Raw genomic sequence first — 17,131 nt, 5'->3', positions numbered from 1 at the left:
TCGAATACACAAAAAAGGCGTTGTCCGTTGACAACACCTTTTTTCACTGATTGAATAACTATCATTTGTAAACTATATTATAATTCTTCTCCATTTGTTGCAATGACTTGTTTATACCAATCAAAGCTTTTCTTTTTCATTCGTTTCATCGTTCCTGATCCATCATCATGTTTATCAACATAAATGAATCCATAACGTTTTTTATATTCACCTGTTGTAAATGACACACAATCGATACATCCCCATGGAGTATATCCCATTAAGTCAACCCCATCTAATACAACGGCTTTTTTCATTTCTTCAATATGGGCTCTTAAATAGTCAATTCGATAATCGTCGTTAATCGATCCATCTTCTTCAACTTTATCAATCGCGCCAAATCCATTTTCAACGATAAATAATGGTTTTTGATAACGTTCGTACAGTAGATTTAAGGCATAACGTAATCCAATCGGATCAATTTGCCATCCCCAATCAGATGCTTTTACGTGAGGATTTGGAACACTTCCAGGGAATCCATCAAGCCCCGTTCCCTCTACTACATGATCAGCTTTAACAGCGTTTGTCATATAATAACTTAATCCGATATAATCGACCGTCCCATTTTTCAAAATCTCTTTATCTTCCGGCTCCATATGGATATTAAATCCTTTTCGTTGCCACTCTTTAATCGCATAAGATGGGTACTCTCCACGAACATGAACATCTGAGAATAAGTAACGATCATGCATCGATTCCACAGAGTACATCATATCTTCTGGTTTACAAGAGTAAGGGTAAAGAGGAACACAAGCCATCATACATCCAATTTTAAACTCAGGATTAATTTGATGACCTAGCGTCACAACCTTTGCACTGGCCACTAATTGATGGTGAACAACTTGATACATACATTCTTCCGGATTTTCATGATGATTAAAAATAACCCCTGAACACGTGTATCCGAATAATGGGTACTTATAATTTTTTTGATTATTAATTTCATTAAACGTCATCCAATATTTTACTTTATCTTTGTAACGTTTCATCACTGTTTCACTATAGTGAACAAAGAAATCGATCACTTTACGATTCGTCCATCCACCATATTCTTTAACTAAATGATGTGGCATTTCAAAATGAGATAACGTAATGACTGGCTCAATATTATATTTTAATAATTCATCAAATAAGTCATCATAAAACTTTAATCCTTCCTCATTTGGTTCTAATTCATCACCTTTTGGAAAGATTCTCGTCCAAGCAATAGACGTTCTAAAACATTTAAATCCTAATTCTGCAAATAGTGCAATATCTTCTTTGTAATGACCGTAAAAATCAACAGCCTCATGGTTTGGATAATATTTTCCCTCTTCAATTGAATCGGTAATAACGCGATCGACTCCGTGTGCCCCTCCGGTTAGGACATCTACGATGCTCACGCCTTTACCACCTTTATTATAGCCACCTTCTACTTGATGGGCTGCAACAGCTCCACCCCATAAAAAATCTTTAGGTAATTGATTCATCTTTGTCTCTCCTTATCTATTAGCGTCATCCTTTATCGTTTATTTATCAGTTTAATTAGTTTGTTTCGTCATCAAATCCGACAATCATTGTTAATACCATTCCAAGTACAAATGAAACGACAATTGAAATGATGAATCCAATGAACGGCGTCATATGACCTGATTTAAAGAAGGCTGGAATTGTTGCAATACCCGGCATATTGTAGCTCCATGATACAGCATTGAAGGCTCCGGCAATTGCTCCACCCACAGCACCCGCGATACATCCACAGATCATTGGTTTTTTAAGTCGTAAGTTAACTCCGTAAACAACAGGTTCAGTAATTCCAAAAACGGCTGTCACAGCGGCTGGTAAAGAAACCTCTTTTAATTCTTTATTTTTAGACTTAAAGAAGACTCCAAACGCTGCCCCTGCTTGTGAAAACACAGCTGATGCTTGTAAAGCGGTAAACGTATCAAAACCAAGTGAGGCGTAGTTTCCTACCGTAACAGGTGTAATTCCCCAGTGAACTCCGAAAATAACAAGTACTTGCCAAAGTCCTCCAACAATGATTCCAGCTACAATCGGACTTAAATTATATAAGTAGTTATAAGTATCTCCAATAGCTCCACCAATTGTCGCTCCAAATGGTCCAAACACTAATAAAGTAAATGGAACCATGATAGCAATCGTAAACATTGGTGTAAATAAGTTTCGAATCACGGTTGGTAATACTTTTTCAAAGAATCGTGCAACATATGCAGCTACCCATACGGCTAAAATAACTGGGATAACTGATGAAGTATAGCTTAACATTTGAATTTGAATGCCTAAGAAACTTAACTGCGTTCCATTATCGACCATGGCATTATAATCAGGCGAAATAAGTGCACACGCGATAACAATCGCAATAAATTGATTTACCTTAAACTTTTTAGCGGCTGTAACCGAAATCAATACAGGTAAAAAGGTAAAGGCTGTCCAAGAAATAAAGTTTAAAACTTGATAAGTTCCACCTTCCGTATCTATCCAGCCTAAAGCCACTAAAACGCCTAAAATTCCTTGTAAAATCCCACACGCTGCCAACGTGTATAAGAATGGGGCAAAAATACTTGAAATCACGTCAATGATACGGCTGAAAATTCCAACTTTTTCAGTCGATGTTGAAACATTCTCTTCACTAATATCCACTAACTTTAACACGTGTTCATAGGCATCCTTCACGTGATTTCCAATCACAACTTGGAATTGTCCCCCCGCTTCTACCGTTGTAATAACTCCTTTAATCTTACCAACTGTCTCTTTATTCACATGTGAGTGATCATTTAAAATAAAACGTAATCGTGTAGCACAGTGCGTTACATTATTGATGTTCTCATTCCCACCTAGGGCAACAATTAACTCTTTTGCTGTTTGACCATAATCAATCGCCATTTTTAATATACCTCCACATCATTCTCTAACTTTGTTTCATACATATTTTAAATAATAAAGCCCTTTCTGTCATTAGTATTTCGGGATATAAGCATATGTGACAGCGCTTTGATATTTGTGCCAAATGCGAAACAATTTGTGACAACAAAAAAGTGCATAGACACTAACTGTGTGTATGCACCTACTTAATCCGTCTACCGATTGACTCTAAAATAAAGACAACAGGAACTTGTGTGGTGATATCATATTCCTTATTGTTTTTTTGACTCGTCATATAGTAAGACAAGTTATAGTGTGACATTTTAGCCAACGTTGAACTTGTACTATTCGTAATGCTTACAATCGTGCAACGTTGCTGTAAAAAATGTCTCGCTAAATTTATCGTTTGCTCTGTTTCTCCTGAAACGGATAAAACAATGGCGACTGCTCTTTCACTCACGTGTCCTATATTCGGATAAAAGGGATCATCAATCACATAACTGAACTTTCCGATATTAGAGAAATAACGAGCTCCATACTTACCTAAGATTCCAGATGTTCCAACACCAATAAAAACAATTTGTTCCGAGGCACTCACAATATCGGCAACCTGATTTATCTTTTCCTCGAATTCCCCATGATGAATGGTTTCAAAGTAATGCGTAATTTCAGAAATATCATTGAGAGGTTGTTTTTCCTTCTTCTCCTCTAAATACATTTTAAACTGTACTTTAAATTCAGCATAGCCTTCACAATCTAACTTTTTACAAAATCGCATAATGGCCGATGTTGATACATGTGTCGCATCGGCTAACTCTCTGATGGTCATAAATCGAATTTGCTGAGCATTTTGCAAGATGTAGTTGTAAATTAACATCTCGACATCCGTAAATTTTTTTATTTGTTCATGATTAAACATAAAACTTCCTCTTTATGCACTTTTATTTTTTATACTCCTGGTATCATACTATCATATTTTGGCACGAAGTTCTATAAAAGTAAGCCTTTTTTTATAACCGTTATCATTTGTACCCTCTGCCCAATTAATTCACCTAATTGGACCTAAAACATGCTTAGTCTATCGCCTCATCCTCCGCCTATTTATCTTTACTAATTAAAAAAACCATTACCCACACTCGGATAATGGTTAGCCCTCATCAATTAAAAAGTAATATGGTCTGGATCTGGACCGATACGCTCCTCTTTATTGAGCGCGTTAATTTGTGCCATGTCTTCCGCTGTTAGTTCGAAATCAAAGATATCGGCATTTCCTTGAATTCGACTGGCATTAACCGATTTTGGAATCGTGACCACACCGTTTTGAATATCCCAACGTAACACAATTTGAGCAACTGTTTTATTGTATTTCTTTGCTAATTGTTGTAAGACATCAATCTCAAACACCTGTCCTTGCATTAAAGGTCCCCATGCTTCTAATTGGATTCCTTTTTCCTTACAATAGTTTGCAAGTGAAGTTTGCATCATCCGTGGATGATATTCCACTTGATTAACAGCTGGCACAACCGTAGCTACCTCTAATAAATCCTCAAGATGGTGCTCTTTAAAATTCGAAACACCAATCGCACGAATACGTCCTTGGCGGTATAATTCTTCTAGAGCGCGCCATGTTTCACGGTTTAAAGCTTTAGGCCAATGGATAAGATATAGGTCTAAATAATCCGTCTGTAATTTTTTTAATGACGTTTCAAATGCCTTTAAGGTTGATTCATATCCTTGATCACTATTCCACACTTTGCTCGTTAAAAAAATTTCTTCTCGTGGCACACCACTCTCTTTAATAGCCTGCCCGACACCCTCTTCATTTTGATACACGGCGGCCGTATCAATATGACGATATCCCATACTAAGTGCACACTTCACCGCATCAATCGTTTGCTGTCCATCTTCAACCTTGAAAGTTCCAAATCCAATGATCGGCATCTTGACACCATTATTTAATGTAATCATCTTCGCTAACACATTCTTCATCCTTCCTCAACTGATTATTTATTTCCTTATTATACCACCTTTAAAGTTAAGCAACAAATCATTTCCTATGTTATTAAGACGCTAATTATTAAACAGAGAGACCGCCTATCCTACTGAAAAATCTCCCTATAACGTCTAAAAAGAGCAAAGATTAACGTCTTTGCCCTTTTTATCACACTGTCGCTTATTTTCCTTTAACAATGGATCCTAAATCTATTGTTTTATCCATAACATTAAATTTTAGTTCATCTTTTTTATTTACTTTAACAACGCATCCCGCAATAATTGCTAAAATGGCATTAATAATAGCGAAGAACCCTCCTCCAAAAAGGTACAATATCCCTGATACAATGAGTCCAAATCGCATTTTTTTTGTGTTCGAATTTGCCCAAACTAAGGACAGGATGTTAAAAACTAAACCTAATATGACTAACATCGATTGAAATCCTAATCCCCCATCTTCAGTTAGCCCTGCAAAGAAAAGGACAATTAAAAATGTTAACCCTGATAGAACCGCTGAAATAATTCCCAAAACGAAACTAATCATATTCTCATTTTTTTTCATCAACAAATCCCCCCAGACTTGATCCCCACTGGACACTCCATTCTATAAACGACACATTTATCATCTAAGTGGACATTACATCAAATCATATGTAAATAACTGTCCTCATATGATAAAATCGCACCTTTTTTCGATATATTCCTACCTATAACAACCATTGAAATTAGAGCGAGTCTGTTATCAATCATTATTTTTAAACCATCGATTGATTCAAATCCTTCGTTATTTTTTATTCTTATTGCTCATACAGTACACCCTTTATTTATCATACTCCTCACACATTCTAACGATTATTAAAATGTTATGACTAGGGATCAAAAGTAATCCCTTCCTCCTTTAATTTAAGATTTTATTCCTCTGAGTTAATTTTCATTACTGCGGATAGATAGTCATCGTACGATATTTTCCCAAGTGAAAAATCCAATGTTTTTATGTAAATTTTTTCGGTTTTTGTATTTTTGCGTGCGGCTAATTGCCCTACTAATTTTTCCTCATTAATGAGTGGGGTTAGGACATGTTCCTGCTTCGAAAAGGCTTGAAAATACCTTATTCCAAACTTTCTTTGAGAAATAGCATCTATATGAATCCCATCCGGGTTAGAAGTTAACCCCTTCGCCGTTACAAAATAACAATTTTCTTGATTAAACGCAAATCTCTCTAATTCTTTATTAATGAACTCATATTCCTTACAATTTTGCCCGAATCCTTGCTTGCCCAAAAAGTCTGGTAATCCTCCGATAATTAATGGGATATTTGGAGCACCGAGCTCTTCACGAAGCGTTTCTATAATTAGAAGTAATTTTTTATAGTAGACTTTATAATTTCCATTAAAACTATCGCTTTCTCCTTGATGCCAGAGAATACCAATTAATTCACTGCTTTGCATCGCAAATTTAGCCTCACTAAGTGCATGCTTAAATAATGATTGATCAATTGCCCAATCATCTAATGCGCTTCCTCCTTCAGCACACGGAATTAACCCTAACGTTTCACTTGGATTTTCATGACACCACGCCTCTGCGAATGAACCTGCTAAGCTAATCCCTGAAACCGGTCGATCAACATTGATGGGTTCAGTCATGAGTTGCCACCTTCCATTACGCAACATTTGAATTCGTTCATTATAAATAGGAGGAACATCGCTAATAAACCCTCTTCCAGCCATATTGGATTGTCCTAACATTAAAATCGATTTAATCACCTTTTCCACCTTCTCCTTTGATAAATTTAATGACAACTAGTTATGATTTACTCTCTGAAAGGAATTATTCGGCCTCCCCTAGATGAACATCTAAAAAAAAATTCTTTAAGACCTTTAACTTTAAGATAATTCTCTTTTCGAACACAAGAATCTGTTTCATCAAATATAAAATCCTTTTATGCGAATCAAAGTTGAATTTCTTTTTATTAGAAGACTAGGATCCTTCTTCATCCACGTGATTCCCCTTACATAAATTTTACTTATAATCTATATAAAAATAATCTATTTTACTTATTTTCAAAATGGGATTAAACTATATCAGTAACGTTGATTAAGAGGTTTTTCATGATGAATTAAGCCTCATGTTTACAAAAAAACATCCATTTTAACGTTATCAATGGACCCTCTTTAATTTAAAAATTATTAGCAATATCCTTAAATTATGCGTTTAATACATCAATAATTTGGCATTATAAGAGTAGACCTTGTTTTTCGATGAGTATTTTGCTCCAAAATGGTAGAGCTTATCACTCATAAATGTAGATATATTGTATAAAATATAAATCTTAATCTTACATTCAACAAGGTAAGATTTCTTAAAACAATGTCAGATTAAATGAACGTTGATGTACTAGAAAGGGGAAATCACCGATGTGTACTGCACTATCACTAACAGCTAAAGACGGTTCTCATTTATTTGGTCGCAACATGGATATTGAGTATTCGTTCAATCAATCCGTTCTCTTAACTCCAAGACATTTTGGTTATAAAAATCGTGCAACTGGAGAAGTAGAACAAACGAAATATGCGATTATCGGAATGGGAACACTAATTGATGAACATCCTTCTTATGCAGATGTTTGTAATGAGAAGGGATTAGCTGCAGCGGGATTAAATTTTCCGAAATACGCACACTGGGACGACAAATCCGTAGAGGGTAAAACAAATATTGCACCTTATGATTTACTCTTATGGGTTGCCGCTAATTTTGAAACGGTTAAAGAGGTAAAAGAAGCTTTAAAAAATGTTGTACTAGTTGGGGTTCCATTAAATGAACAAGTACCGATTTCTCCACTCCATTGGATGATCTGTGATAAAACAGGTGAAAGTATTGTCGTTGAAAAAACCGTAAATGGATTAAAAGTGATGGATAATAAGGTCGGTGTTTTGACGAATGCGCCAACATTTGATTGGCACCTTACAAATTTAACACAGTATATGGGACTTACTGCTACCCAACCTCAAGATACCGCATGTGGTGAACAGAATCTAAAACCATTAGGTCAAGGGCTTGGTGCCTTTGGATTACCTGGTGACTACTCTTCACCTTCACGCTTCGTAAAAGCTGCCTTCTTACGTAATCATATTGATTATGCAGATGTCAATTATTCTGGAATGAGCGAGTTTTTCCATATTTTAAACGGGGTCGCCATGGTACGCGGATCGGTTGTAACGCCTCAGCATTTAAATGACATCACTTTGTATACGTCATGTATCGATCAAGAAAAAGGAATCTACTATTATAAAACTTATACGAACCATAGTATTTCCGCGATCAATATGCATCACGAAGATTTAGATGCCAAAGAAGTGAAGTTGTTTACATTTAATGACGAGTTTACTGTTACGCAACAAAATTAAAGATTCTTATTTTTAAGAAACAATCTTTTCGGGAGCTATTAACTCCTTATCATTGATTAACCGATTAGTCCTAGAAATTGTTTCTTAAAAATCGCCCATTTATAACGAAAACTAAATACGGAAAATGATATAGGAGGACTCTGATATGGATCAGACTGTAAAAGCTAGCAATGGTAAAAGATATTTTATCGTGTTCATTTGTATGTTAATCCAAGCATTACCATACTGTATTTCTCAAAACTTACAAAGTCAAATGCAAACACCGGTTTCTGAATCAGGGGTCGTAACTGAAGTTGGATTTACTTTATTGTATTTATCAGGAACAATCCCTGCTTTATTTAACCCATTCTTCGCTAAATTTTATGATAAATTCAAAATTAAATATATTTATGTTGCCGGGTTAATTATTGGTGGTTTAGCCTTCGCGTCATACGGTTTAGCACAAAATGCAATTATGTTTAACGCGAGTGCTTTCTGTACACAAATCGGTACAATTTTATTCACAGGATTATCATTACCAGTTATGATGGGACACTGGTTCCCAGGTGAAGGACGCGGGACTGCATTAGGAATCGCCTTAGCAGGTGGATCAATTGGTAACGTCTTCTTACAACCTATTACCGTTAATTTATTAGCGAACGTTGGATGGCGTGGAACATACATCATCTTAGGTTTAGCGATGATTGCAATTGGTGTGCCATTAGCCTTATTATTTATTAGATATCCAAAACAAGGTGAGCTTCCTGAAGAAAAAGTTTCAACTGAAACATCAGCAAAACCTGTACGTCAAAAATTTGATGGATTATCAGATAAAGAAACAAGTAAAACATCTGCTTTCTGGACATTCTGGTGTGGTTGTGCATTAATCTGTTTCGCCGTTGTAGCTGTATCAACACAGGCTATTCCAGTTTTAGCTAAAAAAGGATTTGAAGCAAGTCAATTAGGTGTTGCTGGTTCAATCTTTGGTGTTTCATGTTTAATCGGTAACGTTGCCGGTGGTAAATTATTCGATAAATTAGGATCATTCGTTCCAATGGTTTTATCAGGAATCGCTAACGTATTAGCTTTAATTATCATGGCCTTTATGCCAACCGGAAGCTTTGTTGGATTCCTTGTTCCTATCTTATCTGGATTAACTGTCTTTACAATCACATCAGCACCAGCCTTTATGCCGTCAGATGTTTTTGGACAACGTGATGGAACAATGAAGTTAGCAAAAGTCGGTATGTCATTCGCCTTAGGTAGTTCGATTTCAGCCTTATTATTTACAACCCTTTCAAATAAAATTGGATTAACTTCTGCTTGTATGTTATTCATTGCCGTTGGGGTAGTCGGTTACATCTTAAACTTAATGGGGCAAATCCAAGCTAAAAAATTATTACAAAAATAATTATTCTTTATTCAACATTCAACGACGGAGTGAAAGTATTCACTCCGTTTTTGTCTCTTTTGAAAGAAATGTTAATCCACGGGTCCTGCTGATGACGAACTTAAGAGGTTCTTTATCAAATAGTGTGGGTGAATAAAATCTATACATATAATCGGGAGGAATTAGGCTATTCTTTAGATGGTTTGATTCCTCTTCTTTTTTTGTTCAAAAGTGTATTTATGAATAATCAAAATTCTTGCTTTGAAATGGTAGAAACTACGGTATCCAAAAGCGATTCGCTTAATGACTTTGATATTGTTGTTAATTCCTTCAAGTACTCCATTTGTATAAGGAGTTTCGATAGTATTTTTGACATAATCTTGATAATGAGTGAGTGTTTTTAAAGCTGTTTTCATTTCGTGTGAAAGCAGGTCAGAGGGGTGTTGAATGGCATGATGAAATATTTCAAGGTTACGAAGTTTAATAGCCTGTTGGACAGTTTGGTAGAAATCATAAGTCTCCTTTAGTTCAGGGTCTAGGGCTAATAAAAAGTCAATAATTTCTTGTTGAGAGATCATCTTTTTGAAGCAGTTGGAATAGAAGTAATGAGTGGCATTAAGATCTTCTTGGGCTTTTAAGAGAAGTCGCCAATAATGTTTGAATTTATTATAAAACTCTTTATTTTGATTCATGAAACGAATGCGTGTTTTATTAAGAGCACGAGAGACTAGTTGAACGATATGAAATTTATCTAAAACAATCTTAGCCTTAGGGAATACCTCTTTAATGAGTGTCATATAAGGGGCGTACATGTCAATGACGACGTGGGTTACACCTTCACGAGCTGCTTTAGAAAATCGCATAAAATAAGTCCTTAGTGTACTTAAGCGACGGTCTTCAACGATATCAATTAGCTTTCCATTGGACGCATCACAAAAAATGAAGGACATTGCTCCGTTCCCTACCAATGGAGGATACATGCTTCGCATGGCAGGTGACCCTCGGCCGATTTAACCGACTTAAACTCGTCAAAACAAAGAACTTTTGGGAGAGAATTAAAGGGAAGCGGCTGTTCTTCATAGGAAGAATGAATGACGCGGTTAACGGTTGAATGAGAAACGTTAAGCTCACGTGCAATATCTGTTTCGGATTTCTTATGACTAGCTTCTAAAAAGATGGCTTGTTTTACGGGAGTGGAAATAAAACAATTAGGGTTAACAAGAGATGTTTCTAGGGTAAATGTTCGGTCACAATGACGGCATTTATAACGTTGTTTTTTAAGTCTAGATAAGCATCAAATCCGGAAATTTTGACTAGCTTAATACGTGAAGTTTTGAAGCCGTGTTTAATGATATTTGAGTCAAAAGAATGACCACAGTGGTAGCAATGAGTCGGTTGAAAAGAAAGAGTCCCTAAAATAAGTTTAGAACGAACATTCTTAATCTGAGTTTCCTGGATACAATTTTCTGAAAAAGTAATATTTTTATCTTTTAAATCAAGTAAAGTTGAGATACAATTAGTATGAGACATAAAACCAATCCTTTCGTGTTGTTTTAGCCGATTACATTGTATAGGATTTTGGGGACTATGTCTCTTTTTTTTGTCTCAATATTTATGGCAATCAAAAAGGTGTGAGTAATCCCACCCACACCAAAAATTATAGAACCACTTAAGATTCCTCTTAGGCAGCTCAGCACCTTCCCCCCACGAAACATTCAATTATCTTATAAAGATCCCTTCCTAAAAAGTAAAGACTTATAAAAAGAAGCCATTAAGCATAATCCCTTAATGGCTTCTTTTTATAATGAAAATCCCATCCTCTACTCGTCTAAAATAAGCATTTTAGCGGGATAGTACCCCATTTAATCAGTTATTAATAACCCACTTTTTCAAAATTTATTAACTACTTCGCGTCCTTCAACGAACGCTAAATAACAATTGAGTTCCTCATCAAAAATAACAATGTCTGCATCTTTTGATACATCCAGACTTCCCTTTTGATGATGGATACCGATGGATGTCGCTGGATTTAAAGAAGCCATATGAATCGCCTCCCACAACGTGACGTCTGTATACTTATAAAAATTATAGACGGCCTGATTTAAGGTCAACACACTTCCAGCTAAATTTCCACTAGCAAGTCGGGCGGCTCCGTCTTTAACAAACACGGCTTGCCCACCTAAATCGTACGTTCCATCTTTCATACATCCGGCGCGCATACTATCTGTGATCAACACAATTTTCTCTTTTCCCTTATTCGCCAACACAAACGGGAATAAATCTTTATGAATATGAATCGTATCCGCAATTAATTCTGTAAAAACATCACTACTTAATGCAGCCCCAACCACGCCAGGCTCCCGATGATTAAGTGGCGTCATTGCATTAAATAAGTGCGTGACATGACTACATCCGCAGGCAAAGGCCTCTTTAGCTTGTTGATAGGTGGCATTCGTATGGCCAATAGATAAGGTTATCTCTGTTCTTTCCTTCACCGCTTTGGTAAACGCGTAACTTTCATCCAACTCTGGTGCATAGGAAACCAATTTAATAACATCGGTATATGGTTCTATAAATAAAAAATTTGGTTTTACAATATATTGACTCGACTGCGCCCCCTTATACAACTCATTAATGAACGGTCCCTCCATATGGGCACCCAAAACTTTAGCCCCAACTAATGACCGTCTCATACATTCCCGAATGACGCTTAAAGCTCCATAAATATCTTCTTGGCTCATGGTCATCGTTGTCGGTAAGAAAGCCGTCACCCCATTTTGAGCAATTCCTTGACTAATGGTCTCGATGGCCTCAACCGATTGATCCATCGTATCAGCACCACAACTTCCATGCACGTGTACATCAATTAATCCTGGAGACACATACATGCCACGGGCATCGATGACTTCACAATCTTCGGGAACCTCTACTTGAATCGATCTAATCACTTCGTCAAATACAAGCACCTGATTTTCAAGAATACCTTGGGGCATTATGATTTTCCCATTCTTAATTGCCTTCATTCTCACACCTCTATCCCTTAAATTCAAATTGCCCAACGCTCCCTATCTTATTACTGTCTGGCGATTTTACAAACGAATTGGATTAAATTTTTTGTAAGCTAACAAAGAAAGTAACGACTATAAGTCTCACACTGACAATGCCCCGTTGAAGTAACTACTAGAAAACGGTATCACCAATTTCACCCCTCACCCTAATGAGAGGCTGCTACTCTTTAGTTTACCACAAACGCTAGAGAAAGTTACCCCTATCAACCGACATTAATGATTCTGATCACAACCGCATCCTAAATAAATACGGTATGAGACCCTTTATGAACTCATACCGTATCCATTTGATATTTATGAACGATCCTTCCTCTTTTTTCTCTTAATTAGGAAGTGTTAAAAAGAATCGCGATGCTTTTGAATCAGATTAACAACAAGGGTTGTTTTCTTAGTTGCGACCTCTTTTACGTCTCGTACAAATTTTAATCAGTGAAATAAAGATAACCCAAATTTCTAAGCGCCCAAACAGCATCCCCACTATTTCCGTCCACAATAAAAGTGGATGAAGATCAGGAGCAGTTATTCCAATCGAAAGACCGACCGTTCCTAATGACGACGCAAACTCAAATAGCGACTCCTGAAGAGGATAACCCATCACTAAAAATATAAACGTCCCAATCCCCAGCAAGACCATATAAATAAAAGCATAATTTGAAGCCTCTTTAAAGTCATCATTCGTTAAATAAACTTTTCCCTCGGGCTTTAATACAAATGGTTCCTTAATCAAATGTTCAGGTTTAAATTGAAGATACACGTTCCAAATACTCTGTTTGACTAATAGAAGGAAACGATAGAGCTTAATCCCACCTGATGTTGAACCGGCCCCTCCCCCGATAATCATCAAAACAATCATGATAAACAGTGCGGATGAAGTGAACGTTGTATAACTTGTTGTCGCATATCCCGTTGTAGACAACGCCGAAATAACTTGGAAAATAGCCACTCGGAACGAGTCACCTAATGACCCCAATACCGTTCCGGCTAATGAAACGGTCAAAAGTGCCACCCCAATTCCAATCAAAAGAGCCATAAACTTAATTTCACCTAGTTTAAAAAACGATTTTAATCTTCCCCTAAGCAGCAGAAGATGGGCAGCAAAATTCGTTGTTCCTAATAACATCAGAACAATGGTAATCACCTCGATTGCCACAGAATCATAAGCCTCAATGCTTAATGTTTTAACGGAGAAACCACCTGTAGAAAGGGCACCAATTGAATGGTTAATCGCGTCAAATAACGGCATCCCAAATAAGGTGTAGAGTAGCACGCCAATCATAATATAGCCAAAATAAATTCCTAAAATAAGGCGTGAAGATTTAATCAAGTTAGGAAGCAAATAGTCATTATGCCCCTCTGATTGATAAAGTTGCAATCCAAATGTACTTGAAAGGGCCGACAATAACACTAGAACGATTCCTACCCCTCCAAAAAATTGAGTAACACTTCGATGAATTAAAAAAATGTGCGCCGTTTGTTCCGTATTAACAACCGATAATCCCGTCGTCGTCCAACCACTTACCGATTCAAAAATGGCTTGTGTTACATTTAATTGATGAGAGAAAACAAATGGCATGGCCGAAAATACAATCGCAAGGATCCAAGCCCCTACCACAATCACCGCATCATCCCCCACCGAGAGTCGTTGTGACCGCTCAAAAGGAAGTACCTTCGTTAATCCCCCTCCTAATAAGATAGCGATAAGGGCAGGAATAATGAAATCCTTGCAATAAATCACCTCTTGCGGATAAAAAGGGAGCACCAATAAAGGAATGAATAAAATGAGGCCAATAATCATCATAAAGCGTGATAAATAGGCCATGATTAAATATTTTTGTTTAACGCGTTTCATAGGAATCACCTACTAACTGTCCGATAAATGATTGAGGTTGCGTGCTGGTTGATAAAATGATAAGTTTATCACCCGATAAAATAAATGTATCTCCTTTTGGAATTAGGGCCTGATTACTTCGAATGATGCAACTAATAATCATTTCTTCAGAAATATCAATGTCTTTAATCTGTTGATTTACGATCGGATCTTGCTCCTTCACAAGCAACTCCATTAAATGAATATGGCCCGATTCCATCACCGTTAAATGAGATAAATCATTAATCGTCGCAAGTTGTTCAATCATATTTGACACTACGTAAGTCGCACTAATCGCCGAATCAATCCCTAATTTTTTAAACACGTCAACATTTTTAGGATTATTGACAGTCGCAAAAGCTCTCTTTATCCCATAAACTTTCTTCGCTAATTGACAAATGACGAAATTCGCACAATCTTTCGGTGTTAATGCAATTACGATATCTTGATTTTCAATCTCAGCTTCTTCTAATATATAACGTTTTGTTCCGTCCCCGCAAATGATCGTCGTGTCATATTTACGGGCTAATTGTCTACAATATTCCTCATCATCGTGTATTAACGTCACGCTATTTTTTTTATCAAGTAATGAGTTCATTAAAAAATCGGCTTTCCCACGTCCTCCAACAATTAAAACCTTCATTAGAATTTTCCTCCCTCGCGTTTCATCACTAGTTTATCAAACTCATCCATCGTCAATCGGGTTGGACGAATCATTTTGATATTTAAATCGCGATATAAAATTTGTTTATCGACATCATATAATCGAGAAACAACCTCCTCGACATTAAAAATCTCTTTAGCCATTTGGGAAATCATCAGATTAGCATTATCATCATCTGTCGCCGCTACGACTAGGGAAGCTTGTTCAATGCCAGCCTGAATTAAAACTTCAACATCTGTCCCATCTTTTATCACTTTATAGCCACTAAATCCATACTCTAGTTTTCGAAACGCCATGTCATTTTGATCAATCACCACAACATCACAGCCTTGTTGTGAAAAGGTAGAGGCAATCGTTGCACCGAACTGGCTACACCCCACAATAACAATATAATTCTTTTTCTTTAATCTCATCTCATAAACATCCTTTCAGATTATTGTTCATCTTCTCTTATTTATGTCGCTCATAATTTCCAAAATCGATGGATACTTGCGTTCTCTCCGCCATATAAGACGTTAGGCGATTTAAATTATTCATCGCTGGTAAAAACGAAGCATCTAATGCACTAGCCACCAAATAAAGCTTTCTTGCTCGAACATAATCCCCCTTCATTTCATAGTAGATACCAAGTAGGTTATAAACGAGTGCCGATGTATCATCTGCCTGCATGGCCTCATGAATCATCGCCAACGCTTCTTTGTATTGATAACTCTTTAAATAATTAACCGAACAAATAACACATTCCTCAAACAGGGCATCTCCCTTTATTTGTCCCATTTTGCTCACCTCTTCTTAACTAATGGCATCTACAAGTGTAACAAAATTAGTATAAAGATTGTATTAAGATAACCATATCCCGTATAAGAGTCTTATAAAGATTTGAACATTTCCTTAACGAAAAAAGGAGCTATCAACTCAAAGTGATAACTCCTTTTTTATTCATCCACTAAACGATAACCAACCCCAACTTCCGTAATGATATAACGCGGATGCGTCGGCTCTAGTTCAATTTTTCTTCTGATATTTGCCATAAATACGCGTAAAGACTGTGTTTCATTCTCTCCATAACCACCCCATATCTCATGAATCATAAATCGATGAGTTAATACGCGGCCAGCATGCTTCGCCATTAATTCAATCAGTTTAAATTCAATAGGGGTTAAATGGACCTCTTCCTCACGAATCACCACTTTGCGTTTATCAAAGTCGATTAACAAATCGCCCACTTTAAAAGAAGTGGCTTCCTCCTGCATTTGGGCCATCTGACCTAATACGTGAACTTGTTTTAATTGGCGTAAAGCAACACGAACACGGGCTAATAATTCTGAAACATTAAACGGTTTTGTTAAATAATCATCTGCCCCTGTATCCAACGCTTCAACTTTAATTCGTTCATGTCCATGTGCCGAAACGACAATAATCTTCGCATGAGTGAGCGGACGAATCTTTTCAATAATTTCAAGCCCATCCATATCCGGTAGTCCTAAATCTAAAATGATGACATCAGGATTACTTGAAAAGACTAAGGCCAATGCACCTTGACCCGTTGTTGTTTCAATACATTTATATCCCTGTGCCTCCATCGACACCTTCACAAACTTAGCAATTGATTTATCATCTTCTACGATTAAAATCAACGGCTTAATCTCCATCATCATCACTTCCATTCTTAATCATTGATTAGAGCTCGTCTTCTCCCCTTAAATTCATATGAAGGGGACATATTCGACACCAATCCCTTTATTTTATTCTAACGCCTCGTCCTAACGTCCACTTTACAAAACTAACCCCTAAGGGCTTATTCATACAATCGACATTCAAATCGTTAGCTCCGACTTAAATGACAAACTTCTTTATGTTTTTACC

16 protein-coding genes and 1 pseudogene are annotated in these 17,131 nt (G+C 36.7%); 2 read left to right on the top strand and 15 right to left on the bottom strand.

Annotation, left to right across the window (positions count from 1 at the left end; all coding sequences use genetic code 11):
* Positions 1 to 77: 77 nt before the first annotated feature.
* The 6 genes from AACH31_RS02170 to AACH31_RS02145 all read right to left on the bottom strand — a co-directional run bounded on the left by AACH31_RS02170 (position 78) and on the right by AACH31_RS02145 (position 6,656).
* Entirely contained in the window at positions 78 to 1,508 is a 1,431-nt protein-coding gene (locus AACH31_RS02170; RefSeq protein WP_262950370.1) for a 6-phospho-beta-glucosidase, read from the bottom strand.
* A gap of 55 nt (positions 1,509 to 1,563) precedes the next feature.
* Positions 1,564 to 2,922, bottom strand: coding sequence for a PTS transporter subunit EIIC (locus AACH31_RS02165; RefSeq protein ID WP_262950371.1), 1,359 nt, complete (start codon positions 2,920 to 2,922; stop codon positions 1,564 to 1,566).
* Between the two features lie 181 nt (positions 2,923 to 3,103).
* Positions 3,104 to 3,820 carry a MurR/RpiR family transcriptional regulator gene (locus AACH31_RS02160; protein WP_161830932.1) on the bottom strand — a complete coding sequence of 239 codons (717 nt, stop codon included), beginning with the start codon at positions 3,818 to 3,820 and terminating at the stop codon, positions 3,104 to 3,106.
* Positions 3,821 to 4,062: 242 nt separating this feature from the next.
* On the bottom strand, positions 4,063 to 4,890 hold the full coding sequence (locus AACH31_RS02155) for an aldo/keto reductase (RefSeq protein WP_262950294.1): 828 nt from the start codon (positions 4,888 to 4,890) through the stop codon (positions 4,063 to 4,065).
* Between the two features lie 184 nt (positions 4,891 to 5,074).
* Positions 5,075 to 5,455, bottom strand: coding sequence for a hypothetical protein (locus tag AACH31_RS02150; protein ID WP_161830930.1), 381 nt, complete (start codon positions 5,453 to 5,455; stop codon positions 5,075 to 5,077).
* A 349-nt stretch (positions 5,456 to 5,804) separates the two neighbouring features.
* Positions 5,805 to 6,656, bottom strand: a complete 852-nt coding sequence (locus AACH31_RS02145) for a sialate O-acetylesterase (RefSeq protein WP_262950295.1) — start codon at positions 6,654 to 6,656, stop codon at positions 5,805 to 5,807.
* Positions 6,657 to 7,307: 651 nt separating this feature from the next.
* Between AACH31_RS02145 and bsh the strand changes: the two genes are divergently transcribed.
* Together bsh and AACH31_RS02135 are read left to right on the top strand one after the other, a co-directional pair.
* Complete coding sequence (gene bsh / locus AACH31_RS02140; RefSeq protein ID WP_161830928.1) at positions 7,308 to 8,297, top strand: choloylglycine hydrolase; 990 nt, start codon at positions 7,308 to 7,310, stop codon at positions 8,295 to 8,297.
* Between the two features lie 145 nt (positions 8,298 to 8,442).
* Positions 8,443 to 9,687: an MFS transporter gene (locus AACH31_RS02135; RefSeq protein ID WP_262950296.1), complete on the top strand. Its 1,245-nt coding sequence runs from the start codon at positions 8,443 to 8,445 to the stop codon at positions 9,685 to 9,687.
* Between the two features lie 173 nt (positions 9,688 to 9,860).
* Here the strand turns inward: AACH31_RS02135 and AACH31_RS02130 are convergent, their stop codons facing one another.
* From AACH31_RS02130 to AACH31_RS02095, 9 genes and pseudogenes are all read right to left on the bottom strand, one after another.
* Positions 9,861 to 10,616, bottom strand: a complete 756-nt coding sequence (locus tag AACH31_RS02130; RefSeq protein ID WP_338617586.1) for an ISL3 family transposase — start codon at positions 10,614 to 10,616, stop codon at positions 9,861 to 9,863.
* 11 nt (positions 10,617 to 10,627) lie between these two features.
* Positions 10,628 to 10,885, bottom strand: a pseudogene (locus tag AACH31_RS11775) (helix-turn-helix domain-containing protein); the annotation flags it as partial.
* 11 nt (positions 10,886 to 10,896) lie between these two features.
* Positions 10,897 to 11,196, bottom strand: a complete 300-nt coding sequence (locus AACH31_RS02125; protein WP_338617808.1) for a hypothetical protein — start codon at positions 11,194 to 11,196, stop codon at positions 10,897 to 10,899.
* Between the two features lie 359 nt (positions 11,197 to 11,555).
* Positions 11,556 to 12,689, bottom strand: a complete 1,134-nt coding sequence (gene nagA, locus AACH31_RS02120) for an N-acetylglucosamine-6-phosphate deacetylase (protein WP_262951212.1) — start codon at positions 12,687 to 12,689, stop codon at positions 11,556 to 11,558.
* Positions 12,690 to 13,122: 433 nt separating this feature from the next.
* A complete protein-coding gene (locus AACH31_RS02115) occupies positions 13,123 to 14,583 on the bottom strand; it encodes a TrkH family potassium uptake protein (protein ID WP_338617806.1) in 1,461 nt (486 codons plus the stop codon).
* On the bottom strand, positions 14,570 to 15,244 hold the full coding sequence (locus tag AACH31_RS02110) for a potassium channel family protein (protein ID WP_338617805.1): 675 nt from the start codon (positions 15,242 to 15,244) through the stop codon (positions 14,570 to 14,572). Before AACH31_RS02110 ends, AACH31_RS02115 begins: the two co-directional genes overlap by 14 nt.
* Positions 15,244 to 15,678 (bottom strand): potassium channel family protein, encoded by a 435-nt coding sequence (locus AACH31_RS02105; protein WP_338617804.1) that lies wholly within the window; start codon positions 15,676 to 15,678, stop codon positions 15,244 to 15,246. The genes AACH31_RS02110 and AACH31_RS02105 overlap by 1 nt, the downstream gene beginning before the upstream one ends.
* Positions 15,679 to 15,715: 37 nt before the next feature.
* Positions 15,716 to 16,042 (bottom strand): hypothetical protein, encoded by a 327-nt coding sequence (locus AACH31_RS02100; RefSeq protein ID WP_338617803.1) that lies wholly within the window; start codon positions 16,040 to 16,042, stop codon positions 15,716 to 15,718.
* A 158-nt stretch (positions 16,043 to 16,200) separates the two neighbouring features.
* Positions 16,201 to 16,923, bottom strand: a complete 723-nt coding sequence (locus AACH31_RS02095) for a response regulator transcription factor (protein WP_345786194.1) — start codon at positions 16,921 to 16,923, stop codon at positions 16,201 to 16,203.
* Positions 16,924 to 17,131 lie beyond the last annotated feature (208 nt).

Source organism: Turicibacter faecis, assembly GCF_037076425.1.
Classification (GTDB): Bacteria; Bacillota_I; Bacilli_A; order MOL361; family Turicibacteraceae; genus Turicibacter; species Turicibacter faecis.
This window is presented reverse-complemented; position numbering and strand designations above follow the sequence as displayed.

Coding starts and splice junctions, on each gene's coding strand:
- nagA (WP_262951212.1), bottom strand. CDS start 12,689: ATGAAGGCAATTAAGAATGGGAAAATCATAATGCCCCAAGGTATTCTT.
- AACH31_RS02095 (WP_345786194.1), bottom strand. CDS start 16,923: ATGATGATGGAGATTAAGCCGTTGATTTTAATCGTAGAAGATGATAAA.
- AACH31_RS02165 (WP_262950371.1), bottom strand. CDS start 2,922: ATGGCGATTGATTATGGTCAAACAGCAAAAGAGTTAATTGTTGCCCTA.
- AACH31_RS02135 (WP_262950296.1), top strand. CDS start 8,443: ATGGATCAGACTGTAAAAGCTAGCAATGGTAAAAGATATTTTATCGTG.
- AACH31_RS02115 (WP_338617806.1), bottom strand. CDS start 14,583: ATGAAACGCGTTAAACAAAAATATTTAATCATGGCCTATTTATCACGC.
- AACH31_RS02100 (WP_338617803.1), bottom strand. CDS start 16,042: ATGGGACAAATAAAGGGAGATGCCCTGTTTGAGGAATGTGTTATTTGT.
- AACH31_RS02150 (WP_161830930.1), bottom strand. CDS start 5,455: ATGAAAAAAAATGAGAATATGATTAGTTTCGTTTTGGGAATTATTTCA.
- AACH31_RS02160 (WP_161830932.1), bottom strand. CDS start 3,820: ATGTTTAATCATGAACAAATAAAAAAATTTACGGATGTCGAGATGTTA.
- AACH31_RS02125 (WP_338617808.1), bottom strand. CDS start 11,196: ATGTCTCATACTAATTGTATCTCAACTTTACTTGATTTAAAAGATAAA.
- AACH31_RS02130 (WP_338617586.1), bottom strand. CDS start 10,616: ATGTCCTTCATTTTTTGTGATGCGTCCAATGGAAAGCTAATTGATATC.
- AACH31_RS02155 (WP_262950294.1), bottom strand. CDS start 4,890: ATGAAGAATGTGTTAGCGAAGATGATTACATTAAATAATGGTGTCAAG.
- bsh (WP_161830928.1), top strand. CDS start 7,308: ATGTGTACTGCACTATCACTAACAGCTAAAGACGGTTCTCATTTATTT.
- AACH31_RS02170 (WP_262950370.1), bottom strand. CDS start 1,508: ATGAATCAATTACCTAAAGATTTTTTATGGGGTGGAGCTGTTGCAGCC.
- AACH31_RS02110 (WP_338617805.1), bottom strand. CDS start 15,244: ATGAAGGTTTTAATTGTTGGAGGACGTGGGAAAGCCGATTTTTTAATG.
- AACH31_RS02105 (WP_338617804.1), bottom strand. CDS start 15,678: ATGAGATTAAAGAAAAAGAATTATATTGTTATTGTGGGGTGTAGCCAG.